Origin of the sequence: Amycolatopsis sp. lyj-346 (assembly GCF_046548975.1) — a bacterium.
GTDB lineage: Bacteria > Actinomycetota > Actinomycetes > Mycobacteriales > Pseudonocardiaceae > Amycolatopsis.
Genome location: NZ_JAJPWT010000010.1, coordinates 242,409 through 266,765, shown reverse-complemented (window position 1 = coordinate 266,765; position 24,357 = coordinate 242,409). Strand labels below are relative to the sequence as shown.

The following is a 24,357-nucleotide window of genomic DNA, read 5'->3' as shown; positions in this document are numbered from 1 at the left end:
CCGGGGCGGGCACCTTGGCCCGCCCCGGCGCTCAGCGGCGGGGCGGCCCGCGGGGCTCGCCCCGGCGGGCGATTGCCGTTCCGGCGACCACGGCCGTGTCGCCGTCCACGTCGGTGCGGGTGACCCGCGCGCCGAGCGCCACCAAGGTGTCCATTGTGGACTTGCTGGGATGTCCGTACGTGTTTCCCGCGCCCACGCTGACCATCGCCACCCGTGGGGCCACCGCCGCGAGGAACGACGGCAACGAGTAGCGGCTGCCATGGTGGGGCACCTTCAACACCTCCGCTCTCAGATCTCCGATGTCGGCCACCAGGTCTGCCTGCGCGGCCAGTTCGACGTCGCCGGTCAGCAGGATCCGGCCCACCGCGGTCTCCGCCCGTAGCACCACCGAGCTGTTGTTGATCGTCGTGCCGTCCGGTCGCTCCACCGAACGGGCCGGTACGTAGCGCGGGCCCAGGACGTCGAGCGCCAGGCCGGGCCAGTCCAGCCGCTCGCCCGGGCTCAGCTCCACCAGCGGCACCGCCCGCCGGTCGGCCTCGGCCGCCACCTGACGCCACGCCCACCCCGGCGACCGCCCCGGGCCGACGGCGACCGCGCCGACCGAGCGGCCGTCGAAGACCGAGGCGAGGCCGCCGATGTGGTCGGCGTGCAGGTGGCTCAGCACCAGCAGCGGGATCCGGTCGACGGCCAGCCGGTGCAGGCACTCGTCGACCGGCCCCGGCTCGGGTCCGGCGTCGACGACGACCGCCCGTCCCGGCTCGCCGGTCGCCAGCACGACCGCGTCGCCCTGGCCGACGTCGCATTCGACCATCGCCCAGTTCCGCGGCGGCCACGCCGGCGCCAGTACCCGGACCGGCACGAAGATCAGCAACACGCCGGTGACGAGCACCGCCATCAGCACCCGCACCCGCCGGTGCCGGGCCGCGAACACCAGCCCGGCGAGGACCGCGGCGGCGAGCAGACCGCCCACCCAGCCACCGGGCCAGGCGATGACCGCGCCCGGAGCCCGCGCGCCGTGCCGGGCCACTGTGATCAGCCACCGGGCCTCCGGGTCGGCCAGGTGCACGAGGACCTTCCCCGCACCCGGCCACCAGGGCCCGGTGACCGTCGCCAGCACGCCGAGCACCGTCGCCGGAGCCACGACCGGCGCCGCGAGGACGTTGGTCAGCACCGAGACCAGGCTCACCGAACCCGCCATGCCCGCGAGCACCGGCGCCGTCACCAGGAAGGCCGCCAGCGGGATGGCCAGCCCCTCCGCGAATCCCGGCGGGATCCCGCGGCGGATGAGGGCGTCGGCCCACCTCGGCGCGAGGAGGACCAGCCCACCGGTGGCGCACACCGACAGGGCGAAGCCGAAGTCCGTGGCCATCGCCGGATCCGCCACCACCAGCACGCACATCGCGAGGGCCAGCGCGGGCAGCGCCGAACCACGGCGTCCCAGCGCCAGGGCCAGCAGTGCCACGGCCGACATGACGCCCGCCCGCAGCACGCTCGGCTCCGGGCCGACCAGGACGAGGAACCCGGCCAGGCACGTCCCGGCCGCCGCGGCCGACAGCCGGGGTCCGAGCCGCAGCAGGCGCAACAGGAGCAGTACCGCCCCGCAGACCACCGCGAGGTTGCCGCCACTGACCGCGGTGAGGTGCGCGAGGCCCGCGGAGACGAACTCCTGCTCGACGCGCGGCGACAACGCGCTCGTGTCGCCCAGCACCAGACCCGGCAGCAGGCCCGCGGGTTCGTCCGGCAGGACCTGGCACAGGTCGTGGAGCCCGGTGCGCAGCCCGGCCGCCGCCCGCTGCCACCACGGCGCCGGGCCGGGCTCCCCGGGCGGGCCGCGCACCGACAGCACGGCCACGGTCAGGTCCGAGCCGCGCGGCGGCATGAGCCGGCCCACCGCGGTCACCTCTTGGCCCGGCAGCAGCGACGCCCACTGCGCGACCGGAGCCAGCAGCAGAACGCGGCCGGTCGAGGGAACCGGCCGCCCGTCGACCGACGCGCTACGCACATCGGTGGCGACGACGACCGACCGGGCACCGGCTTGCTGGTCGGCGTACCCCGCGCTGCGCACGGGCTTCGGACGTTCGGCGACGACGACCCGCAAGGCCGCAGGCAGCCCTTCTGCCGCGGAGACGTGCAGTTCGTCGCGCTGGGCGTCGCGGATTCGCCAGGAGACCGGGCCTGCGGCGAGGAGGCCGAGGATGAGCAGGGCGGCCGCCGCGTCACGCGCCCGAGGGCGGCCGCGGGCGCGCCACAGCACGAGCCCGGCGAGCACCGCGGAGACGAGGCCGACGGCGAGGGCCGTCCACCAGCCGAGCAGCAGGCCGGCCAGCGCCGCCAGCCAGCACGCCCCTGCCGCCGGGACGAGCCGCATGTCCTGCCGGGTATCGGCGACGGTGCTCATCCGGCCGCCACCTCGTTGCGCGACCGAACGAACTTGTCTTCGCTGATGTCGGCGGCAGGCAGCCAGGGATCCGCCGCGAGGCAGGCGTTCGTCCGACCGGAGCCTGGTCCCGCGCACGGCTCCGGCCACACCACTGGGACGAGCCAGATGTCGTGCCGGGTGTCAGCCACGGGAAAGGCAGTCATCCGAGGTTCACCTGCTCCCGCATGCGAGCGATCTCGCGTTCGCCGACACCGCCGGTACGAGCCGCAGCCGGCCCGGTATCGGCCACGAGGCAAGCGCTCTTCCCGCTGATGCGTCCTCCCGCACGGCCCGTTCGCCCTCGGGAACAGCCACATGTCCTGCCGGGCCCCCGCCTTGGGGAGACGCTCGCCTGACCGCCACCTGCTCCCGCAACCGAACGAACCCGCCTCCGCCGACACCGCCGGAACCAACCACAGCCAGCCAGGTAACCGTCACCAGGCAAGCGCTCGGCCCGGCGACTTCCCACACGGCCAACTGACCTCCACCGGAACCAGCCATATGCCCTGCCGGGTGGTGGCCGCGCTCATCCGGCCGCCGGCTCGCGCGGGCGGACAAGACTCGCCCGTCTGCATCAAGTGCAGCCGGTCTGGTGGCCGCCGCCATGGATGTGGTCATCCGACCGTCACCTGCTCGCGCAAGCGGGCGAACTTGCTTTCGCCAATGCCCTCGACGTCGCGCAGTTGCTCGACCTTCGTGAACCCGCCGTGGTCCGTGCGCCATTGGACGATGCGCTTGGCCATCACCTCGCCGACTCCGGGGAGCGTGTCCAGCTGGTCCGCCGTTGCCGTGTTGAGGTCGACCTTCGCTCCGGCCGACAGCGGGGCTCCGGGGTCCGGTGGCGCCGCCGGTACCGGGATGCCGACCGCCAGCTGCTCGCCGTCCGCCACCTTGCGGGCCAGGTTCAGCGCGCCGATGTCCGCTCCCGGCTCGGGGCCGCCGGCCGCGCGCAGGACGTCGGCCACCCGGGCGCCCTGGGGCACCGTCACCAAGCCCGGCGACCGGACGCGGCCGATCACGCTGACCACCAGACCCGCCGGTGGTGCGGCGCGGACCTCCGCCGCCGGCTTTGCGCTGGGCAGCGCGGGCGGCGGCTCGGGCGGCGGGCCGCCGCCGGCCAGCGCGACCGCGCCGAGGACGATCACCACCACCGCGGTGAGGACGCCGGCCAGTGCCCACCGGCGGCGGCCGGTTCCGGCCGGTCCGCCCGGCAGCCAGCGCCGGATCAGCCGGCCGCCCGGGCCGACCGTGCTCGCATCGGGCGAGAGCTGGTCGGCCAGCCAGGAAAGCCGGTCGTTGACGGAAGAGCCCGGATCCCGGGCGGGCTGCTCGAACACACGATCGACGTTAGGGCCCGCGGGGAGGTGTCCGACAGGGGTGATGTCGCGTCCTGTGGACAACTGGGGTGTTGTGGATGGATTGCCGAGCCCGGGAGCTACCCGGATGTCACAGCCGGCTCCGGGACGGGACCGTCCGCTGGACGACGACCCCCAGCACGCCGGGACCGGTGTGCGCCCCGATCACCGCGCCCAGCTCGGAGACCACGCAGCCCGCCGAGCGCGGCACGGCCACTTCGAGCCGGTTCGCCAGCTCGACCGCCCGTTCCGGCGACGCGAGGTGGTGGACGGCGAGCTCGACGTCGTCCTCGGCTGCTGCCTGAGCCGCGAGCTCGACCAGGCGCGCGATCGCCCGGTTCATCGTGCGGACCTTCTCCAGCGGCAGGATCCGGCCGTCGGACATGTGCAGCACCGGCTTCACCGCCAGCGCCGTGCCCAGCAGCGCCGCCGCCGGGCCGATCCGGCCGCCGCGGCGCAGGTGGTCGAGGGTTTCCACGACGAACAGCGTCGACGAGCAGCCGGCCGCCGTCACCGCGGCGGCTTCCACGGCAGCCGCCGAAGCTCCGGCGGAGGCGGCCGAAGCGGCGTGCAGCGCGGCGAACCCGAGCCCCATCGCGGTGGTCCGCGAGTCGACGACGCGGACCCGGTCCGGCCCGACTTCCTGCGCCGCGAGCACCGCCGCTTCCCAGGTGCCCGACAGCTCGCGCGACAGGTGCACCGACACGATCGCGTCCGCGCCGTCGGCGAACGCCGCCTGGTACTCCTTCACGAACTCGGTGGGTGTCGGCCGCGACGTCGTGACGATCTTTCGCTGCTTCATCGCCTCCGCGACCGCCGCCGGTCCGGTCTCGATGCCGTCGAGGGAAACCACGCCGTCGACCAGGACGTGCAGGGGCACCACCCGGACCGCGTGCCGTTCGGCGAAGCCCTCCGGCAGGTGGGCGGTGGAATCCGTGACTACGGCGACCGACACGCCGTCAGCCTACGTGGCCGGGGGCCAGCTCCGGCGCCATCAACACGGACATCGCCTCGCCCACCGCGGCGTGGCCCGGCCAGCCCCAGTGCATGCCGTCCGGATTGCCCGCGCCGCTGAGCACGTGCTCCCCGACGACGGCCGCGAGGTCCAGCAACGGCACGCCCGCTCGCGCGCTCCAGGCCGCCATCGCCGCCGCGGCGGCCGGGCGCGCGGTGTGCACGCCGCCGTAGGCCGCGGCGCGGTGGACCGACGGCAGCCAGCCGAAGATCGGCAGCTCCGGCCGCAGGACGCGCAACGCGCCCACCGCTGTGTCGAGGTACTGCACGGTGAGCTTCGCCGGCAGCACCGAGGGACGGCCGCGCAGCGCCACCGCCAGCCGCGGCTGCGCGGCGAGATAAGCCTTGCGCACCACGCGCCGCACCGGGTCGGGCCGCAGGTAGCGCAGCCCGGTGCGCAGGTAGGTCGGCAACGGCGAGGGCAGCGTGTCCATGCTGCCGATCGCGAACACGACCGCGTCGACGTGGTGCAGGTCGGCCCAGACACGCGGGTCGCCGGTCAGCGACCACCAGGCGTCCCTGGCGTTCCAGCCGATGCCCGCGACCAGGTCGGCGGAGCCACCGAGGGCGGCGGCCGCGACGTTGGGCCACAGCCGCGGCTCGTCCGCGGCGCAAGGTCCTTCGGGACCGTGAAAGCTCAGCGAATCGCCGAACACCAGCAGGCGCGGCCCCATCGGCTAGCCGTGCATCCCCGCGTTGTAGGCGTGCAGCCGCCACTTCCCGTCGCGACGGCCCAGTTCGACCCAGTGGCAGTTCGAGATCCCGCCGAGCGACGGCCAGGTCTCGACCGGCAGGTTCAGCAGCCGCGCGGTCAGCGCGATGATCAGCCCGCCGTGCGCGGCCAGCAGCACGGTGTCGCCCGCCGCGGAATTGGCCTGTTGCAGGTCGGTGACCACCTCGCCCGCGCGGTCGGCGACGTCGACGCGGTTTTCCCCGCCGGGCGGGGCCCAGGTCGCGTCGGTGCGCCAGCGGTCGCGTTCACCGGGGTAGGCCTGGTCGACCTCCTCGCCGGTGAGCCCCTGCCATTCGCCCAGGTGCGTCTCGCGCAGGCGCTTGTCGATCCGCAGCGGGACGCCGATGGCGTCGGTGAGCACGGTGGCGGTGTCGGTGGCCCGGCGCAGGTCGGAGGCGATGACGAGGTCCGGGGAGAAGCGGGCCAGTGCGGGCACCGCGAACCGGGCCTGGTTCCAGCCCCGCGGGGTCAGCGCCGAGTCGAGGTGACCCTGCATCCGCCCGGCGGCGTTGTAGTCCGTCTCGCCGTGACGCCAGAGCACCAGCCGCCGCGGGCTCACGGGACGTCCGGGTCCTCGTCGGCGGGTGGCTCCTCGAGACCGGCCACCTCGATGCGCGGGCAGTCCTTCCAGAGCCGCTCGAGGCCGTAGAAGGTGCGCTCTTCGACGTGCTGGACGTGCACGACGACGTCGACGTAGTCGAGCAGGACCCAGCGTCCTTCGCGGGCGCCTTCGCGGCGGACCGGCTTGTGGCCGCTCTCCCGCAGTTTTTCCTCGACGTTGTCGACGATCGCGCCGACCAGGCGCTCGTTGGACGCGGAGGCGATGACGAAGGCGTCGGTGATGACGAGCTGTTCGGACACGTCCAGCACGACGACGTCGCTGGCCTTCTTGTCCGCCGCCGCGTGTGCGGCCGCTACGGCCAGCTCTCGTGCCTCGGACGTGGCTGCCACGGTGCTCCTTTTCCAGATCGGGTTCGCCCGAGAAGGGTACCCGCAGGGACCGGCCGCGGTTCAGTCGCTCTTCCGGTACAGGTCCTTCTTGGCGATGTAGCGGACGACGCCGTCGGGAACGAGGTACCAGACCGGCTCGCCGCGTTCGACCCGATCGCGGCAGCCGGTGGACGAAATGGCCATCGCGGTGACCTCGACGAGGCTCACCTTGCCGCTGGGCAGGTGGTGGGAGTTGAGCCGGTAGCCGGGGCGCGTGACGCCGATGAAGTGCGCGAAGTCGAACAGTTCGTCGGCCTTGTGCCAGGTCAGGATCTGTTCGAGCGCGTCGGCGCCGGTGATGAAGTAGAGCTCGTCCCCGGGGTATTCGGCGTGCAGGTCGCGCAGGGTGTCGACGGTGTAGGTCGGGCCGCCGCGGTCGATGTCGACGCGGCTGACGGAGAAGACCGGGTTGGACGCGGTCGCGATCACCGTCATCAGGTAGCGGTCCTCGGCCTTGGTCACCTCGCGGGCGGTCTTCTGCCACGGCTGCCCGGTGGGGACGAAGATCACCTCGTCGAGCTCGAACCGGGACTGGACCTCGCTGGCCGCGACGAGGTGGCCGTGGTGCACGGGGTCGAAGGTGCCGCCCATGACCCCGATCCGCCGTGGTGACATGACCGGAGAGCCTATAAGGCCGGACGCGACGAGGCCCGGTGCTCTTCGCCACCTCGCCCGACCGGGCAAAATCTGTGATTCAGGTCACATTACGGCCCGTATTCGTCGCGAACGGTCCGTTCGTGACGCCGCCGATTCCCGGTCTGTCGGTGCCATGGGGTAGACGTGGGGGCGTGGACACGACCAGCACCACCCCAGCCCTCCGCGACCGCGCCGAGACCCTCCTCCGGGCACTCGCCGGCGATTCGGCGAAGCTGCGCGAAGACCAGTGGACCGCCATCGAGGCCCTGGTCGCGCAGCGGCGCCGCGCGCTGGTCGTGCAGCGCACCGGGTGGGGCAAGTCGGCGGTGTACTTCCTGGCCACGGCGTTGCTGCGCGAGCAGGGCAGCGGGCCGACGGTCATCGTCTCGCCACTGCTGGCCCTGATGCGCAACCAGATCTCGGCGGCGGCGCGGGCCGGGATCCACGCGGCGACGATGAACTCCGCGAACCCGCAGGAGTGGGACCAGGTCCAGGCGTCGGTCGCGGCAGGCGAAGTGGACGTCCTGCTGGTCAGCCCCGAACGGCTGAACAACCCGGACTTCCGCGACAACGTGCTGCCGAAGCTGACCGCGAGCACCGGGCTGCTGGTGGTCGACGAAGCACACTGCATTTCGGACTGGGGCCACGACTTCCGGCCGGACTACCGGCGGCTGCGCACGCTGCTGGGCGACCTGCCGGAAGGCGTCCCGGTGCTGGCGACGACGGCGACGGCGAACGACCGCGTGGTCACCGACGTCGCGGAGCAGCTGGGCCTCGGCACCGGCACGGACACGCTCGTGCTGCGCGGCACTCTCGACCGGGAGAGCCTGCGGCTGTCGGTGTGCCGGCTGCCGACGTCGCAGGCGCGGCTGGCCTGGCTCGCGGAACACCTGGCCGAGCTGCCCGGTTCGGGGATCATCTACACGCTGACCGTCGCCGCGGCGCACGACGTCGCTTCGCTGCTGAAGGACCGCGGCTACCCGGTGGCGGCCTACACCGGCAAGACCGACCCCGCCGACCGGCAGGCGGCCGAGGACGATCTGCTCGCCAACCGCGTCAAGGCCCTGGTCGCGACGTCCGCGCTGGGCATGGGGTTCGACAAGCCGGACCTCGGGTTCGTCGTGCACCTCGGCGCGCCGTCGTCGCCGATCGCCTACTACCAGCAGGTCGGCCGCGCCGGGCGTGGCGTGGAGCGCGCCGAGGTCGTGCTGCTGCCCGGCGAGGAGGACAAGGCGATCTGGGCGTACTTCGGGTCGCTGGCCTTCCCGGACGAGCTTCGGGTGACGCAGGTGCTGAACACCCTCGCGTACGCCGACCGTCCACTGTCGACGGCCGCGCTCGAGCCGTCGGTCGAGCTTTCCCGGTCACGGCTGGAAATGGTGCTCAAGGTCCTGGACGTCGACGGTGCGGTGCGGCGCGTCAAGGGCGGCTGGACGAGCACGGGCGAGGAATGGCAGTACGACCGCGGGCGGTACCGGCGGGTCGCCGAGGCACGCGACCGCGAGCAGGAGGCGATGCTCGGCTACCTCGCGACCGGCGGCTGCCGGATGGAGTACCTGCGCCGCCAGCTCGACGACCCCGAGGCGACGCCGTGCGGGCGGTGCGACAACTGCACCGGGCAGCACTGGGACACGTCGGTGGCGGACGAGGTCGTCGACGCGACCCGGGAACGCCTGCAGCGGCCCGGTGTCGAGGTCGCGCCGCGGAAGCAGTGGCCGACCGGCATGTCCTCTTTGGACGTTCCGGTGTCCGGGCGGATTTCGGCCGACGACCAGGCCGAGCCGGGTCAGGTGCTCGGGCGGCTCACCGACGTCGGCTGGGGCAACCGGCTGCGGGAGCTCGTGGGTCCCCAGGCGGCGGACGCCGAGGTGCCCGACTCGGTGTTCAAGGCGTGCGTGCAGGTGCTCGCCGGGTGGCAGTGGGCGGAACGGCCGGTGGCGGTGGTGGCGGTGCCGTCGTCGACGCGGCCACAGCTGGTGTACAGCCTGGCGACGCGGCTGGCCGAGATCGGCAGGCTGGACTTCCTCGGCGCGCTCGACGCGGACGGCCCGCCACCCCGCCAGGCGAACAGCGCGCAGCGGCTGGCGGACCTGTGGCGGCGGCTGAGCATGCCGGCCGACCTCGCGGCGACGCTGCCGTCCGGGCCGGTGCTGCTGGTGGACGACCTCATCGACACCGGCTGGACGATGACGCTCGCCACGCGGCTGCTGCGGCGGGCCGGGGCGCCCGCGGTGCTGCCGTTCGCGTTGGCCAGTACGGCCTGAGGGAGGAGGACGAGAAAACGCGGCAGTCGGGATCTTTCGCACTGCGAAGGAATGTGGCAAAGTCCCGTTCCACCTTCGGGTGACGTGGAGGCCGCCATGACCGAATCCGCCGTCCAGGTTCCGCAGCGCCACCGGCTGCCGGTGCGCAAGCTGTTCGCCGCCAGTGCCGGGAACGCGCTGGAGTGGTTCGACTGGACGATCTACGCAACGTTCAGCATCTACTTCGCCAGTGCGTTCTTCCCCGCCGGGAACGACACGCTCGCGCTGATCAACACCTTCGCCACCTACGCGCTGGCCTTCTTCTTCCGGCCGCTCGGCGGCGTGCTGCTCGGGCGGTTCGCCGACACGCGCGGCCGGAAGCCCGCCATGATCCTCACCATCCTGCTCATGGCGGGCGGGTCGGTGGCGATCGGGCTGCTGCCGACGTTCGCGCAGGTCGGCTGGCTCGCGCCGATCCTGCTGCTGCTCGCGCGCATCGCCCAGGGGCTGTCGCTCGGCGGTGAGGTGTCGAACGCGTCGGCCTACCTGGGCGAGATCGCGCCGCCGGAACGTCGCGGCCGGTACTCGGCGTTCTTCTACATCTCGACCGGCTCGGCGGTGCTCGTCGCGACCGTGCTCGGCTTCGTCCTGGCTCGCGCGCTCGACAAGACTCAGCTCACGTCGTGGGGCTGGCGGCTGCCGTTCCTGCTCGGCGGCGTCTTCGGCCTGGTCGGGTTGTGGCTGCGCCGCAGCCTCGCCGAGACCGAGCTGTTCGAGCAGACGAAGGCCAAGGCGCGCAAGATCGAACGGCCGTTGCTGACCACGTTGACCCACCACCCGAAGGCCGTGGGCAGGCTCGTCGGCTTCACGATGCTGTCGACCCTCTGCTACTACACGTTCTTCAGCGCGCTCACGTCCTTCGCGGTGAAGAACCGGCACGCCGACGCCGACGCCGTCTTCCTCGCGCTTTCGGTCGGCACCGCGTTGTTCATCGCGCTGCAGTACCCGCTCGGGGCGTTGTCGGACCGGTTCGGCCGGAAGCCGCAGCTGCTCGTCTGGTCCGGCGCGACCGCGGTCGCCGTCGTGCCGCTGTCCACTTTGATCGGTCCGGGTGTCGGCGGGCTGCTCGTGGTGTTCTGCGTCGGGCTCGGGCTGTACACGGCGATGACGTCGATCGCGCCGGCCATCATGAGCGAGCTGTTCCCCACCGAACTGCGCGGGCTGGGCATCGGCGCCTGGTACAACCTGACCGTCGCGATCTTCGGCGGCACCGCTCCCCTGCTCATCACCCTGTTCGGCGCCGTGTCGCAGACGCTCTACTTCTGGTACGTCGCCGTGGGTGCCGCGATCGCGTTCGCGGTGATCCTCACGCTCCCGGAAACCAAGGGCAGCGAGCTGCGGTAAACCCTTCGTCCCCGGCCGGTCACTCTCGCTACGCTGCGGGCCTCCGTGACCGGACCGAAGGAGGACACCGTGCAGCAAACCGCCGACGTTACCGAGGAGCTGGCGCGCCGCGTGGTGACCGCCGCCGGCCGGGCACTCGACGTCGAACTGACGCCGGAGCAGGCGCTGGTCCAGGCGTCGCCGCGCGACGGCGTCGACTACCAGGCCAATCTCGCGATGAGCCTGGGCAAGCGGCTCGGCCGTCCGCCGCGCGAGGTCGCCGGCCTCATCGCCGGGGCGCTGGAGCTCGACGGGATCGCCGATCCGCCGGAAGTGGCCGGGCCGGGCTTCCTGAACTTCGTGCTGCGCACGGAATGGCTCGAAGGACGCACCGGCGCACTGCTCGGCGATCCGCGGCTCGGCGTGCCGGAAACCACGGCGCCCCGGCGGATCGCGCTCGACTACAGCAGCCCGAACGTCGCCAAGGAAATGCACGTCGGGCACCTTCGCTCGTCCGTGATCGGCGACGCGCTCGCTCGCCTGCTGCGGTTCGCCAGGCACGAAGTGCTGCCGCACAACCACCTCGGCGACTGGGGCACGCCGTTCGGCATGCTCATCGAGCACCTCCTCGACGTCTCCGCCGGGCAGCGCGCGATCGCCAACCTCGACGCCTTCTACCGCGAAGCGCGCCGGAAGTTCGACAGCGACGAAGCCTTCGCGACGCGGGCGCGCACGCGTGTCGTCAAGCTGCAGAGCGGCGACGAAGACACCCTCGCCGTCTGGCGTGAGCTGGTCGACGAGTCGACCCGGCACTTCGACGAGGTGTACGCGCTTCTCGGGATTTCGCTGACGGGCAAGGACATCTACGGCGAAAGCTTCTACAACCCGTACCTCGCCGCGGTCGTCGGCGACCTCGAAGAAGCCGGCCTGACCGAAGTCAGCGACGGCGCGATCTGCGTGTTCCCCGAAGGTTTCCGCAACCGCGAAGGCGACCGGTTGCCGCTGATCGTCCGCAAGCGCGACGGCGGCTACGGGTACGCCGCCACAGACCTGGCGACCGTCCGGTACTGGACAGCCGAACGCGGCGCCACCGACCTGCTCTACGTCGTCGGGACGCCGCAGGCACAGCACTTCGCGATGGTGTTCGCCGCCTGCCGCGCGGCGGGCTGGCTGACCGGGCACGCCGAGCACATCGGCTTCGGCACGGTGCTGGGCGCGGACGGCAAGGCCATGCGGACCCGGGCCGGGGAGACCGTCAAGCTGGCCGACCTGCTCACCGAGGCCGTGACGCAGGCCGCCGCGGTCGTCGCCGAACGCAGTGAGCTCGACGCGCCGGGGCAGGCCGAAGTCGCCCGGGCGGTCGGCATCGGGGCGGTCAAGTACGCGGACCTGTCCGGCGACCGCGAACGCGACTACGTCTTCGCCTGGGACCGGATGCTGGCCAAGGAGGGCAACACGTCGGTGTACCTCCAGTACGCGCACGCGCGGACGCGGTCGATCCTCCGAAAAGCAGGCGGCCTGCCCGAGGGCACCGACGTACTGCTCGAAGCGCCGGTGGAACGGGCGCTGGCGCTGAAACTGCTCAGCTTCGGCGAAGCTCTGAAGGCCGCGACAAGCGCCTACGCGCCACACAAGCTCTGTACGTACCTGTACGAGACCGCAGTGGCTTTCTCGCGGTTCTTCGAGCAATGTCCGGTCTTGAACGCGTCTTCGCCGGAGTTGCGCGCGTCCCGGCTGAGGTTGACCGCGGTGACGGCGCACACGCTCGCCTTGGGACTCTCGCTGCTCGGCATCGAAGCGCCCGAACGACTCTGACGGAGGAACGCATGATCATCGTGGCCGGCTGGCTCGCGGTCGCCCCGGAGGCCCGTGACGCCTACCTCGAAGGGTGCGCCGAAGCCGTGCGGCTCGCGCGCGAGGCGCCGGGCTGCCTCGAGTACGCGCTGGGCGCCGACCTGCTCGACCCCGGACGGGTCACGGTGTACGAGCGCTGGGAGTCCGGCGAAGACCTGGAGCGGTTCCGCGGGTCCGGACCGTCGGACGAGCAGGCGACGCAGATCCGCGGTGCATCGGTGGCGCGCTACCGGATCTCGGCGGTCGAGGCGCCGTGACCGGCTAGCGCTCGGGGTTAGCGGCGGAGGGGGACGAGGTCGTCGGCGTGGACTACCTCTCGGCGTTGTTCGGCCGGGAGTTCGGGGGTGGACCGGCCGATCAGGGCCGGCAGCTCCGTCGCGTCGAAGGCCACCACGCCGCGGGCGACCGGGCGGTCCTTCGCGTCGACCAAGTCGACCACGTCGCCGGCCTGGAAGTCGCCGTCCACGCCCGTGATGCCGGCCGCCAGGAGGGATCGGCGGCGGCGGACCACCGCCGTCACCGCGCCGTCGTCGAGGCGGAGCCTGCCCGTGGTGTCCGCCGCGTAGCCCAGCCAGAACCGGCGGGCCGACAGCCGCGTGTCCGCCGGGACGAACGCCGTTCCCGGGGAAGCCGAAGTCAGCGCCGCCGAGGCTTCCGAAGCCGCCGCCAACAGCACCGGGATGCCCGCGCCCGCCGCGGTGCGGGCCGCCGCGAGTTTGGACACCATGCCGCCCGTGCCCAGGCCGGAGCTGGACATGCCGACCGAGATCCCGTCCACATCGGACTCGGACCGGACCTCCGTCAGCTTGCGGGTCGCGCCGCCGCGGGGGTCGCCGTCGTACAGGCCGTCCACATCGGACAGCAGGACCAGCGCGTCGGCGCCGATCAGGTGGGCCACCAAGGCCGCCAGCCGGTCGTTGTCGCCGAAGCGGATTTCCTCCGTCGCCACCGTGTCGTTCTCGTTGACCACCGGAACCGCGCCGAGCGCCAGCAGGCGCGAAAACGTCCGCTGCGCGTTGCGGTAGTGCGAACGGCGGACGACGTCGTCGGAGGTGAGCAGCACCTGCCCGACCGTCAGCGAGTACCGCCCGAACGACTCGGCGTACGCGTGCGCCAGCGCCAGCTGCCCGACGCTCGCCGCCGCCTGCTGCGTGGCGAGGTCATGCGGCCGCTTGCCCAGCGAGAGCGGGGCCAGCCCGGCCCCGATCGCGCCCGAGGACACCAGCACGATCTGGGTCTCCCGGGCCACGCGCTCGGCGATCGCGTCGACCAGTGCGTCCAGCCGGGCCACGTCGAGCCCGCTGCCCGCGGTGGTCAGCGCCGACGACCCGACCTTGACCACCAGCCGCCGGGCGGCGGCGATGGCTTCGCGCGTGCCGCTCACTCCTCGACGTCCAGGTCGTCCTCGACCTCGTCCGAGCCCTCTCGCCGGATCCGGCGGGCTTCCTTGCGCTCGGTGGCGCCGATCCGTTCGTTGCGCTCCAGCCGGACGTCCGTGCCGCGGCCGGACAGGTGCATCGCGACGCTCGGCGTCGACGGCTGCCACTCGAACTGGACGTCGCCGATCGTGACCGGGCTGCCCGGCCGCGCGCCGAGCTTCGCCAGCTGGTCCTCGACGCCGAGCCGGTTGAGCCGGTCGGCGAGGTAGCCGACGGCCTCGTCGTTGCCGAAGTCGGTCTGGCGGATCCACCGCTCCGGGCGGGCGCCGCGGACGATGAACGAGCCCTCCTCCTCGGGGTCCGCCTCGACGGTGAAGCCGGAGTCGTCGACGGCGAGCGGCCGCAGGACGATCTTCTCCGGCTCCAGCACCGGCTGCGCCTCGCGGTACTGCTCGACGATCGCCGCGAGCGCGAAGGTCAGCTCCCGCAGGCCCTTGCGGGACGCCGTCGAGACGGCGAACACCTTGAGGCCACGGGCTTCGAAGTCCGGGCGGACGAACTCGGCGAGCTCGGCGGCCTCCGGGACGTCGATCTTGTTGAGGACGACGACGCGCGGACGTTCTTCGAGCTTCCCGCCGAGACTCGGCGTGTACTTCGCGAGCTCCGCCTCCAGAGCGTCCACATCGGACAGCGGATCGCGGCCGGGATCCAGCGTCGCGCAGTCGACGACGTGCACCAGCACCGCGCAGCGCTCGATGTGGCGGAGGAAGTCCAGGCCCAGGCCCTTGCCCTCGGACGCGCCGGGGATGAGGCCGGGCACGTCGGCCATCGTGAACACCGTGTCGCCGCCGGTGATGACGCCGAGGTTCGGCACCAGCGTGGTGAACGGGTAGTCGGCGATCTTCGGCTTGGCCGCGGACAGCACCGAGATCAGCGACGACTTGCCGGCGGACGGGAAGCCCACCAGGCCGACGTCGGCGACCGACCGCAGCTCCAGGACGAGGTTGCGGGTCTCACCCGGCTCGCCCAGCAGCGCGAAACCGGGGGCCTTGCGGGCCTTCGACGACAGCGACGCGTTGCCGAGGCCACCGCGGCCACCCTGGGCGGCGACGAACGTGGTGCCCGGCCCGATCAGGTCGGCGACCATTTCGCCGTCCTCGGTGAACACGACGGTGCCGGACGGCACCTTCATCACCAGGGTCTCCCCCGCCGCGCCCGCGCGGTTGCCACCCTGGCCCATCTTGCCGCTGCCCGCCTTGGCGTGCGGGCGGAAGTGGAAGTCGAGCAGCGTGTGCACGTTGGGGTCGACGACCAGCAGGACGTCGCCGCCGTTGCCGCCGTTGCCGCCGTCCGGGCCGCCGAGTGGCTTGAACTTCTCGCGGTGCACCGAGGCGCAGCCGTTGCCCCCGTCACCGGCGGTCAGGTGGATGACCGCACGGTCCACGAACCGGGACGCCATGACTTTGCCTCACTTCACTCGCAATAAAGGGACTACACAAACAAACGAGGGGTGGCACCGGATATTCCGGCCCCACCCCTCGTCAGAGGTCTAGCGTCGAGAACCGAAGACTCAGGCCTCGACCGGCACGACGATGTTGACCGTCTTGCGGCCACGCTTCTCGCCGAACTGGACCGCACCGGCGGCCAGGGCGAACAGCGTGTCGTCGCCGCCACGGCCGACGTTCACGCCGGGGTGGAACTTGGTGCCGCGCTGGCGGATGAGGATCTCGCCCGCGTTGACTTCCTGGCCGCCGTAGCGCTTGACGCCGAGGCGCTGCGCGTTCGAGTCACGACCGTTGCGGGAGCTGGACGCACCCTTCTTGTGAGCCATAGCTCAGCCCTCTTTCTAGAACGAAGATCCGGGGAGAAGCCCTTACAGGGAGATGGCGGTGACCTCGACGCGGGTCAGCTTCTGCCGGTGACCCTGACGCTTGTGGTAGCCCGTCTTGTTCTTGAACTTGTGGATCCGGATCTTCGGACCCTTGGTCTGCTCGACGACCTTGCCGGTGACCGAGACCTTCGCCAGCGCGTCGGCGTCCGTGGTGACATCGCCACCGTCGACGTAGAGAACGGCGGGGAGGATGTGCTCGGTGCCCGGCTTGCCCTCGAGCTTCTCGACCTCGACGACGTCGCCGACGGCCACCTTGTACTGCTTGCCGCCGGTTTTGACGATCGCGTACGCCGACACGGAAGTCTCCTGCATTACTCGACAATGGGTGGGGGCTCCGCGCGATCGGCCCACCTGATGGAACGGCGGTCCTGGACTCGCGCAGACAACCTGCTCTGGTGGCAGGCCGTACTACAGGTTACGTGGGGTGCCCCGGTGCGTTACCACCGGGGTCCCCCTAGTTGTTCACTTGCTCTGGTCGGAGGCGTGCACCGGCGGGCCCGCCGGCCGCGACGCCGCCCGGCGCGGACGGCGCCGGGTGGAGCGGGTGGCCGGTTCGAGCACGCCGACCTCGGGTTCGGCGACCGGCTCCACGGTCTCCGCGGAACCGCTGACCGGCTCCTCCGCCGGTTCCGGAGCCGGCGACCGCTCGATCTCGGGCTCCTCCTCCTGCGGCACCGGCGTCTCGTCCGCCTCGGTGGTCACCGGAATGCCGGCGACCTCCTGGGCGGGTTCGGCGGGCGGCTCGGCCGCCACCGGCGTCTCGTCCGCCTCCGTGGTCGCCGGGGTGCCCGCGACCTCCCTGGCCGGCTCCGGGGCGGGCCCGTTGCCGTTCAGCGCGCCGTGGTCGTGCTCCTTGGCGGCCTTCGAGGCGTTCGCCATCGCCGCCACCGCGGACGCGATCGACTCGCGCTTCTCCGGCGGCGGGACGACGTGCACCTCGGCCTTGGCGGCTTCGGCCTGCTCCTTGGCGGCCTCCTCGCCCTTGCCGCGGCCCCGCGACCGGCGGGAGCTCTTCTCCCCGCCACCGCTGTTACCACCGCTGTTACCGCCGTTGCCGCTCCCGCCCTGGGACTGCGGCGAGTTGCCGGCCGTGCGCTGCAGCTCGGTCGAGACGAGCACGCCCCGGCCCTTGCAGTGCTCACACGGCGTGGAGAACGCCTCCAGCAGGCCCGTGCCGATCTTCTTGCGGGTCATCTGCACCAGGCCGAGCGAGGTGACCTCGGCGACCTGGTGGCGCGTGCGGTCGCGGCCGAGGCACTCGGTGAGGCGGCGCAGCACCAGCTCGCGGTTGGACTCGAGCACCATGTCGATGAAGTCGATCACGATGATGCCGCCGATGTCCCGCAGCCGGAGCTGGCGGACGATCTCCTCCGCCGACTCCAGGTTGTTGCGGGTCACCGTCTCCTCGAGGTTGCCGCCCGAACCGGTGAACTTGCCGGTGTTGACGTCGATCACCGTCATCGCCTCGGTGCGGTCGATGACCAGGTAACCGCCGGAAGGCAGCCAGACCTTGCGGTCGAGCGCCTTGGTGATCTGCTCGTCGATCCGGTGGTCGGCGAACACGTCGCCGGTGCCGGTGTAGCGCTTGACCCGCTCGGTCAGTTCCGGAGCGACGTGGCTGACGTAGCCGTTGATCGTCTCCCAGGAGCGGTTGCCCTGGATCTCCAGCTTGGCGAAGTCCTCGGTGAAGAGGTCACGCACGACCTTGACCAGCAGGTCGGGCTCTTCGTAGAGCATGGTCGGCGCGCCGCCCTTCTTGCCGGAACCGGCGGCGGCCTTCTCCTTGATGACGTCCCACTGGGCCTTCAGGCGGTCGACGTCGCGGCCCAGCTCCTCCTCGCCGATGCCCTCGGAGGCGGTGCGGATGATGACACCCGCGTCCTCCGGGACGATCCGCTTGAGGATGTCCTTGAGCCGGCGGCGCTCGTTCTCCGGCAGCTTGCGGGAGATGCCGGTGGCGCCGCCCGCGGGCACGTAGACGAGGAAGCGGCCGGGCAGCGAGATCTGCGTGGTCAGCCGGGCACCCTTGTGCCCGACCGGGTCCTTGGTCACCTGGACCAGCACCGAGTCGCCGGTCGAGAGCGCCTGCTCGATCTTGCGGGCCTTGCCCTCCAGGCCGGCGGCGTCCCAGTCGACCTCACCGGCGTAGAGCACGGCGTTGCGGCCGCGGCCGATGTCGATGAACGCGGCCTCCATGCTCGGCAGCACGTTCTGGACGCGGCCGAGGTAGACGTTGCCGACGATCGAGCCGGAGCCCGACTGCGTCACGAAGTGCTCGACGAGGACGCCGTCCTCGAGCACCGCGATCTGGGTGGAGTCGCCGTGCTCGGCGACGACCATCGTGCGCTCGACCGACTCGCGCCGGGCCAGGAACTCGGCCTCGGACAGGATCGGGGCGCGGCGGCGGCCCGCCTCGCGGCCGTCACGGCGGCGCTGGCGCTTGGCTTCCAGCCGGGTCGACCCGCGGACGCTGCGCACCTCGTCGCGCGCCGGACGCTCGGCGGGCTCGGCACGCTCGGCGCGCTCGGCCTTGGCCTGGCGGACGTGCGTGACGGTGTTCGGCGGGTCGTCGGTGCCGGTGGTCTCGGCGTCTTCGCCGTCCGAGCCCTTGCGGCGGCGGCGACGGCGGCGACGGCGCGTGCCGCCTTCGCCCTCGTCGGCGTCGCTCTCGGCCTCCGAAGACGACTCGGCGGCGTCCTCGGCCTCTTCGGTGTCCGGTTCGGGCTTTTCGTCGCCGTTGCGGCCCCTGCGGCGCGGCTGCTCCTCGGCCTGGTCGTCCTCGTTCTCGGCGGCTTCGTCGCCACCGTCGGCACCCTTGCCACGGCCACGGCCGCGACGACCACGGCGGCGGCGACGGCGGCTGCCGGCGTCCTCGCCGTCTTCGTCGGCACCGGAGTCGATGCCCGGCGTGGTGTCGTCCTCGGCCTCGTCCTCGGCGACCTCGGGCTCGGGCTCGGGACGTGACGGCGGCTCCGCGAACGGGTCGGCGGGCTTCCGGGCCGGCTTGGCCGCGCGCTCGGCAGGCTCCGGCGGCAGGAAGACCGGCGACGGCGCGGCGAACACCGGCAGGTGCGCGCGGGTCTTCTGGCGCGGCCGCGGCTTCTCGGCCTCGGCGGCCGGCACCTCGGGCACCGGCGGGCGGGTCTCCTCGGGCGGCTGGGGCTGCTGGGTCTCCTGGGGTGCCGCCTGCGTGTCCGGCGTGTTCTCGGTCTCACCGGGCGCGAAGGCCTCGGCCACCTTGAGCGCCACGTCCCTGGTCACGCTCGACTGGGCGCTGCGCACGCTTTCGCCCAGCTCGACCAGCTTCGCGAGGACGTCCCGGCTGTGCGACTCGAGCAGCTTGGCCAGCGCGTGCACCCGGATCCGGGGCGGCAGGTCGGCCAGCGGGCCGCCCGTGGGTGTGGCGGGATTCCCGCCGGTGTGCTCGGCGGGTGTTTCCGCGTTCGACATGTGTCTCCTCCGCCCCCGGGCGCGTCTGCCGATTCGCACCGGCAGGGACGCGGCCGCGCAGGGGCCCCTTTCTGTTCGTTCCGCCGTGGTGGTCACCAGCGGCGGGAATCCTTGCCCGACAACCGGGCGCCGCACCACCGCTTCCGGTGGGGCGCAACCCGGCCAAAGGTCTGCTCGGCGGCGTGCTTGGCCAGGCTTTCGCGGCCCCCGGGCCGCCTGCCACGTCGTCCAGCCGCCCGGTTCGCGGGCGGCGACGCGCGTCACGCTGTTCATGCACATCACCGGGCCACAACGCCGCAGGCAGCACCTGTCACGTGCGCCCCGCGGCCCAGCGGCCACCCCGAGTATCCCACACCGGGTGACCACTCCGGTGTACTCGGTACCTCCCGCAGGCACCCGGGCGCGCCGTACCGGCCCCCGCCCACCCCACGGCCGGGGGAACTTCGCCGCAGCGCTTGTCCGCCGGGCACGGGGTGGCTACGGTGCGGCTCGGGGTGACCGGGATCTCGCGCGCCGGCACCCGCGGTTCCTGCATCCGGTGGGAGGTCCGGTGTCCCTGCTGGCGCGGCCGCTGCGGGCGGCCGTGTGCACCGTCCTGGTGCTTTCGGGATGCGTCACCGCCGGTCCGGCGGTGGCAGGCGAGTCCGCCTGCGCCCACGGCCGTGTCCTGCGTCACGTCGTCACCTTCGACCGCGGCACCCCCGAGGCCGCGGCCCGCTCGGAGATCGACGGCGCCTGCGGGGCCACCACCGTCTACTACCCGCAGATCGCCGTCGCGGTCGCCACCTCCGGCGACCCGGGGTTCGGCGGCCGGATCGGGCTCGACCGGGCGTTCAGCGCGCAGGCCGAGCGGCTGGCCGCGCAGCGCGTCGCCGACGTCAAGCCGCAGCCCGCGCGGGCCACGCTGCCCGCGACCGATCCCGCGAAGGTGCCCACCGCGGACCTGAGCGGGCGGCAGTGGGACATGCGGATGATCGACGCGGGGGGCGGCCCGGCCGTCCGCCACGACGTCGTCGTCGGCGTGCTCGACTCCGGGATCGACCCGGCCCACCCCGACCTGGGCGACGCCCTCGACCGCGACGACTCCGCCGGCTGCCTGACCGGCGCCCCCGACCGGTCGCCGTCGGCGTGGGCGCCGACGACGTCGGTCCACGGCACGCACGTGGCGGGGATCATCGCGGCGGCCGACGACGGCCGCGGGGTGACGGGTGTGGCACCCGGGGCACGAGTGGCCTCGGTGAAGGTGATCGACGACCGGGGTTACGCCGACCCGGAAGCCGCGGTGTGCGGGCTGATGTGGGCTGCCTCACGGCACATGCGGGTCACGAACAGCAGCTTCTTCGTCAACCCGTGGACGCTCTCGTGCATCCGCGGCAACGACCGCGGCGTGGTGCACGAGGCACTGGCCCGCGCGGTCGAGTACAGCACGTCGGCGGGGACGTTGAACGTCGCGGCGGCGACGAACGAGGCGGTGGACCTCACCCCGTCGGCGCGTTCGGGGGCGTGGGCGACGAGCAGCGGCTGCGAAGCCCTGCCGGCCGGGCTGCGGGACGTCGTCGCGGTGTCGGCCGTCGGCGCGGACGGGGTGAAGGCGGGGTACAGCTCGTACGGCCTGGGCGTGATCGACGTCACGGCGCCGGGCGGCGAGACGGGCGAGTGCGTGCTGTCGACGGTGCCGGGCGGGTACGCGCCGCTGTGCGGCACGTCGATGGCGGCGCCGCACGTCACCGGCGTGCTGGCCCTGCTGGCGTCCGCGGCACCGGACGCAAGGCCCCGGCAGCTGCGGCGGACACTGGAGGCCCAGGCGATGCCGATGCCGTGCCCGGCCGACTACGACCTGACCGGGGACGGCCTGCAGGACGCTTATTGCGCGGGGTACGAGGGGTACAACGGGTTCTACGGGCACGGGATGGTGCACGCACCGGGGCCGGCGAAGGTCCCCGCCGGACGGCCCGACCCGGCCCGCTGACCTGGCTCGGCTCGTGCCCTGGGTCGGCCCACGGCTCGGCTCGGCGCTCCGGCCCGGCCCGGCATCCCGCTCGGCCGCCGCGGAGCCAGATTACTACCGGCCGCGGGCACGCGCCGGTGCCGGAGGGCGCGGGCCCGGCCTCCTGAAGCGGTCAGCCCCGCACGCCCAGAAGCCAGGCGCGCGAAGCCGCCTCCGAAGCGGCCAGCCCGTCCGCTCCGATGCCGGGCGGCGCGAGCTGGCCCCCTGAAGTGGTCAGCCCGCCACCCGGCTGCGGCCCCGGCCGGACGGCCCGGCCCGGCGATCCCGGCCGCCCGTGCGCGAAGCCGGAACTCACGTGACGGGAGCCGGAATTCACGTGATTGGGGCCGGAACTCGCGTGACTGGGGCGGAACTCGTGTGTTTGGGGCCGGGTCTCGCGTGACGGGGGGCGGAACTCGTCAGGTCAGCAGGAGTTTGGCGATCCGGCGTGTCGATGCCCACAGGCCCACCGAGCCCAGCAGCACCAGGTACGCCAGGTTGATCAGCATGCTGCCCGAGAGCAGGCCGGTGGCCAGGCCGCGCATCAGCTCGATCGCGTGGTAGAGCGGGAGGCAGCGGACCACCCACTGCAGGGGCTCCGGGTACACCGACAGCGGGTAGAACGTCGTCGCGAAGAGGAACATCGGGGTCAGGCCCAGCTGGATGTAGTCGAACTGGGACGTCGAACGCAGGAACGTCACCAGCGCCATGCCGATCGCCGAGAACGCCAGGCCCACCAGGAGCGCCGCCGGGACCATCAGCAGGGCCCACCACGACGCCAGCAGGCCCATCGCCGCCGCGATCGCGAGGAACGCCACCGCGTAGACGCCGCCGCGGGTGATCGCCCAGCCGATCTCGCCCAGCGCCACGTCCAGCGGGCCGATCGGCGTTGCCAGCATCGCGTCGTACAGCTTCGCGTAGCGCAGCTTGAAGAACAGGTTGTACGTCGATTCGAACACCGCGCCGTTCATCGCCGACGTCGCCAGCAGGGCCGGCGCCACGAACGCGACGTAGCTCATCGGGTGCCCGTCCGGGCCCGTCACCTCGGTGACCAGCTTGCCGAACCCCAGCTGGAAGGCCAGCAGGTAGAGGAATGGCTCGACCGCGCCGGACAGGAAGATCAGCAAGTTGCCGCGGTAGACCATCGCCGAGCGTTCGACGAGCATGCGGGCACGGCCCGCGTACAGCCCCGGCGGCAGGATGCGCAGCAGCAGCCCGACCCGGGCCTCGACGGCCGTCATTTCAGACCACCAGCCTTCGGTAAAAGGCCCGGTGCGCGAGCACCCACCCGGCCGCGAACAACGCCGCCAGCACGGCGAAGTGGCCGAGCATCGCCCAGCCGCCGACGCCGCCGATGCTCGCGCCGCGGGCCAGCTCCGTGCCGTGCCACAGCGGGGAGACCCAGGCCAGCCAGCGGATCGCGCCCGGCAGCTGGGAGATCGGGAAGAACGTGCCGGAGAACAACGTCATCGGCATCACGACGAACCGGAAGATCAGCCCGAAGCGCTGGCCCTCGTCGAAGGTCCGCGCGGCGAGCGCGGCCATCGGCGTGGTGCAGGCGAGCCCGGTGACGGTGCCGGCCAGGATCACCAGCAGCACCCCCGGCCCGGTCCAGGCACCGAAGAACAGCGCGACGAAGGCGTAGATCGCGCCCGCCAGCGTCAGGCGCAGGGCCGACCAGATGAGGTGCCCGCCGAACACCTGCCCCGGCGACACCGGCGTGGCCGTGACGGCGACGTAGTCCTTCTGCCACTTGAACCCGGACAGCACGGGGTAGCTCGACTCGCCGACGGCCTGCTGCGCGGCCCCGGCGGCCAGCAGCGCGGGGGCGATGTACTGCAGGTACGAGAGCCCGCCGGTGACCGCGCCGGGCTGCACCTGCGAGCCGAAGCCGAGGCCCATCGCCGCGAGGAAGAGCACCGGCTGGAGGCCGGTGGAGTACAAAGTGGACAGCCAGTGGCGGCGGTACCAGGTCCAGTGTCCCTCGACGCGCAGCCAGGCGCCGTGCCACTTGCCGACCACCCGGCCGGTCGGGATCGTCGCCATCAGTCCACCAGCGTCCGGCCGGTCAGCCGGAGGAAGACGTCCTCCAGCGAACTCCGGCGCACCAGGCTCGACAACGGGCGCACCCCGCGGGAATGGGCGTGCTCCAAGGTGTCCTCACCGTCGTCGCTGTACAGCAGGACCCGGTCCGGGAGCACCTCCACGCGCTCCGCCAGGCCCTCCAGCTGCTGGGCCGCCGACACCTGCTCCCCCGACGCGAACCGCAGCTCGACCACCTCGCGCGTCGAATACCGCCGGATCAGCTCGGCCGGGGAGCCCTCCGCCGCGATGCGACCGTGGTCCATCACCACCAGCCTGTCGCACAGCTGCTCGGCTTCGTCCATGTAGTGGGTCGTGACGATCAGCGTCGTGCCCTGGGCCTTGAGCCGGAACAGCCGATCCCACAGCAGGTGACGGGCCTGCGGGTCGAGGCCCGTCGTCGGCTCGTCGAGCAGCAGCAGCTCCGGGTCGTTGACCAGCGAACGAGCGATCGTCAGCCGCCGCTTCATGCCGCCCGACAGCGGGTCGACCTTGTCCTCGGCCCGGTCACCGAGCTGGGCGAACTCCAGCAGCTCCTCGGCCTTGCGCCGCGCCGCCGCGCGCGACAGGCCGAAGTAGCGGCCGTAGATCAGCAGGTTCTCCCGGACCGTCAGCTCGACGTCCAGGTTGTCCTGCTGCGGCACCACGCCGAGGCGCGCGCGGATCCGCGGCCCGGCGGCCTCCGGATCCAGCCCCAGCACGCGGAGGTCGCCGTCGGTGCGGGGCGACACGCACGCGATCATCCGCATGGTCGACGACTTGCCCGCGCCGTTCGGGCCGAGGAAGCCGAACGCCTCCCCGCGCCGCACCTCGACGTCGATCCCGCGCACGGCTTCGAACTCGCCAAAGCGCTTCACCAGTGCTTTGGCCTGCACCAGTGCCGGTTCCCGGTCCTCCGATTCGTCCACGCTTCGCACCATAGGACCCCCCACCGACAAAAA

The 24,357-nt window shown here is 72.5% G+C and carries 20 protein-coding genes; 5 read left to right on the top strand and 15 right to left on the bottom strand.

What is annotated here, in order from left to right; all coding sequences use genetic code 11:
• Positions 1-31: 31 nt before the first annotated feature.
• The 7 genes from ACLJQE_RS27965 to nadD all read right to left on the bottom strand — a co-directional run bounded on the left by ACLJQE_RS27965 (position 32) and on the right by nadD (position 7,126).
• Positions 32-2,398 (bottom strand): ComEC/Rec2 family competence protein, encoded by a 2,367-nt coding sequence (locus tag ACLJQE_RS27965; RefSeq protein WP_410642368.1) that lies wholly within the window; start codon positions 2,396-2,398, stop codon positions 32-34.
• A gap of 635 nt (positions 2,399-3,033) precedes the next feature.
• Entirely contained in the window at positions 3,034-3,756 is a 723-nt protein-coding gene (locus ACLJQE_RS27960) for a helix-hairpin-helix domain-containing protein (RefSeq protein WP_410642367.1), read from the bottom strand.
• A gap of 109 nt (positions 3,757-3,865) precedes the next feature.
• Positions 3,866-4,729 carry a DegV family protein gene (locus ACLJQE_RS27955; RefSeq protein WP_410642366.1) on the bottom strand — a complete coding sequence of 288 codons (864 nt, stop codon included), beginning with the start codon at positions 4,727-4,729 and terminating at the stop codon, positions 3,866-3,868.
• Positions 4,730-4,733: 4 nt separating this feature from the next.
• Positions 4,734-5,462: a diglucosylglycerate octanoyltransferase gene (gene octT / locus ACLJQE_RS27950; RefSeq protein WP_410642365.1), complete on the bottom strand. Its 729-nt coding sequence runs from the start codon at positions 5,460-5,462 to the stop codon at positions 4,734-4,736.
• Positions 5,463-5,465: 3 nt separating this feature from the next.
• Positions 5,466-6,080, bottom strand: coding sequence for a histidine phosphatase family protein (locus ACLJQE_RS27945; protein WP_410642364.1), 615 nt, complete (start codon positions 6,078-6,080; stop codon positions 5,466-5,468).
• A complete protein-coding gene (gene rsfS / locus ACLJQE_RS27940; RefSeq protein ID WP_003067112.1) occupies positions 6,077-6,472 on the bottom strand; it encodes a ribosome silencing factor in 396 nt (131 codons plus the stop codon). The genes ACLJQE_RS27945 and rsfS overlap by 4 nt, the downstream gene beginning before the upstream one ends.
• Before the next feature lie 60 nt (positions 6,473-6,532).
• Positions 6,533-7,126 carry a nicotinate-nucleotide adenylyltransferase gene (gene nadD, locus ACLJQE_RS27935; protein ID WP_410642363.1) on the bottom strand — a complete coding sequence of 198 codons (594 nt, stop codon included), beginning with the start codon at positions 7,124-7,126 and terminating at the stop codon, positions 6,533-6,535.
• A gap of 173 nt (positions 7,127-7,299) precedes the next feature.
• Here nadD and ACLJQE_RS27930 point away from each other — a divergent pair, with 173 nt between their 5' ends.
• From ACLJQE_RS27930 to ACLJQE_RS27915, 4 genes are all read left to right on the top strand, one after another.
• The gene (locus ACLJQE_RS27930; RefSeq protein ID WP_410642362.1) at positions 7,300-9,411 is read left to right on the top strand and encodes a RecQ family ATP-dependent DNA helicase; all 2,112 of its coding nucleotides are present in this window, start codon (positions 7,300-7,302) and stop codon (positions 9,409-9,411) included.
• 96 nt (positions 9,412-9,507) lie between these two features.
• Positions 9,508-10,794: an MFS transporter gene (locus ACLJQE_RS27925; RefSeq protein WP_410642361.1), complete on the top strand. Its 1,287-nt coding sequence runs from the start codon at positions 9,508-9,510 to the stop codon at positions 10,792-10,794.
• Between the two features lie 69 nt (positions 10,795-10,863).
• A complete protein-coding gene (argS, locus tag ACLJQE_RS27920) occupies positions 10,864-12,588 on the top strand; it encodes an arginine--tRNA ligase (RefSeq protein WP_410642485.1) in 1,725 nt (574 codons plus the stop codon).
• 11 nt (positions 12,589-12,599) lie between these two features.
• Entirely contained in the window at positions 12,600-12,884 is a 285-nt protein-coding gene (locus ACLJQE_RS27915) for a putative quinol monooxygenase (RefSeq protein WP_410642360.1), read from the top strand.
• 17 nt (positions 12,885-12,901) lie between these two features.
• On the opposite strand, the gene proB is transcribed toward ACLJQE_RS27915, so the two are convergent.
• The 5 genes from proB to ACLJQE_RS27890 all read right to left on the bottom strand — a co-directional run bounded on the left by proB (position 12,902) and on the right by ACLJQE_RS27890 (position 19,347).
• Positions 12,902-14,011 carry a glutamate 5-kinase gene (gene proB / locus ACLJQE_RS27910; protein ID WP_410642359.1) on the bottom strand — a complete coding sequence of 370 codons (1,110 nt, stop codon included), beginning with the start codon at positions 14,009-14,011 and terminating at the stop codon, positions 12,902-12,904.
• Positions 14,008-15,465, bottom strand: coding sequence for a GTPase ObgE (obgE, locus tag ACLJQE_RS27905; RefSeq protein ID WP_410642358.1), 1,458 nt, complete (start codon positions 15,463-15,465; stop codon positions 14,008-14,010). The genes proB and obgE overlap by 4 nt, the downstream gene beginning before the upstream one ends.
• A gap of 111 nt (positions 15,466-15,576) precedes the next feature.
• On the bottom strand, positions 15,577-15,837 hold the full coding sequence (gene rpmA, locus ACLJQE_RS27900) for a 50S ribosomal protein L27 (protein WP_103343431.1): 261 nt from the start codon (positions 15,835-15,837) through the stop codon (positions 15,577-15,579).
• Positions 15,838-15,879: 42 nt separating this feature from the next.
• A complete protein-coding gene (rplU, locus tag ACLJQE_RS27895; protein ID WP_410642484.1) occupies positions 15,880-16,194 on the bottom strand; it encodes a 50S ribosomal protein L21 in 315 nt (104 codons plus the stop codon).
• Between the two features lie 165 nt (positions 16,195-16,359).
• Positions 16,360-19,347, bottom strand: coding sequence for a translation initiation factor IF-2 N-terminal domain-containing protein (locus ACLJQE_RS27890; RefSeq protein WP_410642356.1), 2,988 nt, complete (start codon positions 19,345-19,347; stop codon positions 16,360-16,362).
• A 550-nt stretch (positions 19,348-19,897) separates the two neighbouring features.
• On the opposite strand from ACLJQE_RS27890, the gene ACLJQE_RS27885 reads away from it, so the two are divergent.
• Positions 19,898-21,316, top strand: a complete 1,419-nt coding sequence (locus tag ACLJQE_RS27885) for a S8 family peptidase (protein WP_410642355.1) — start codon at positions 19,898-19,900, stop codon at positions 21,314-21,316.
• 437 nt (positions 21,317-21,753) lie between these two features.
• On the opposite strand, the gene ACLJQE_RS27880 is transcribed toward ACLJQE_RS27885, so the two are convergent.
• From ACLJQE_RS27880 to ACLJQE_RS27870, 3 genes are read right to left on the bottom strand one after another with little or no spacing between them, the layout of a single operon-like run.
• Entirely contained in the window at positions 21,754-22,575 is an 822-nt protein-coding gene (locus ACLJQE_RS27880; RefSeq protein WP_410642353.1) for an ABC transporter permease, read from the bottom strand.
• Between the two features lies 1 nt (position 22,576).
• Positions 22,577-23,380, bottom strand: a complete 804-nt coding sequence (locus ACLJQE_RS27875; RefSeq protein WP_410642351.1) for an ABC transporter permease — start codon at positions 23,378-23,380, stop codon at positions 22,577-22,579.
• A complete protein-coding gene (locus ACLJQE_RS27870; protein WP_410642350.1) occupies positions 23,380-24,336 on the bottom strand; it encodes an ABC transporter ATP-binding protein in 957 nt (318 codons plus the stop codon). Before ACLJQE_RS27870 ends, ACLJQE_RS27875 begins: the two co-directional genes overlap by 1 nt.
• Between the last annotated feature and the right edge of the window lie 21 nt (positions 24,337-24,357).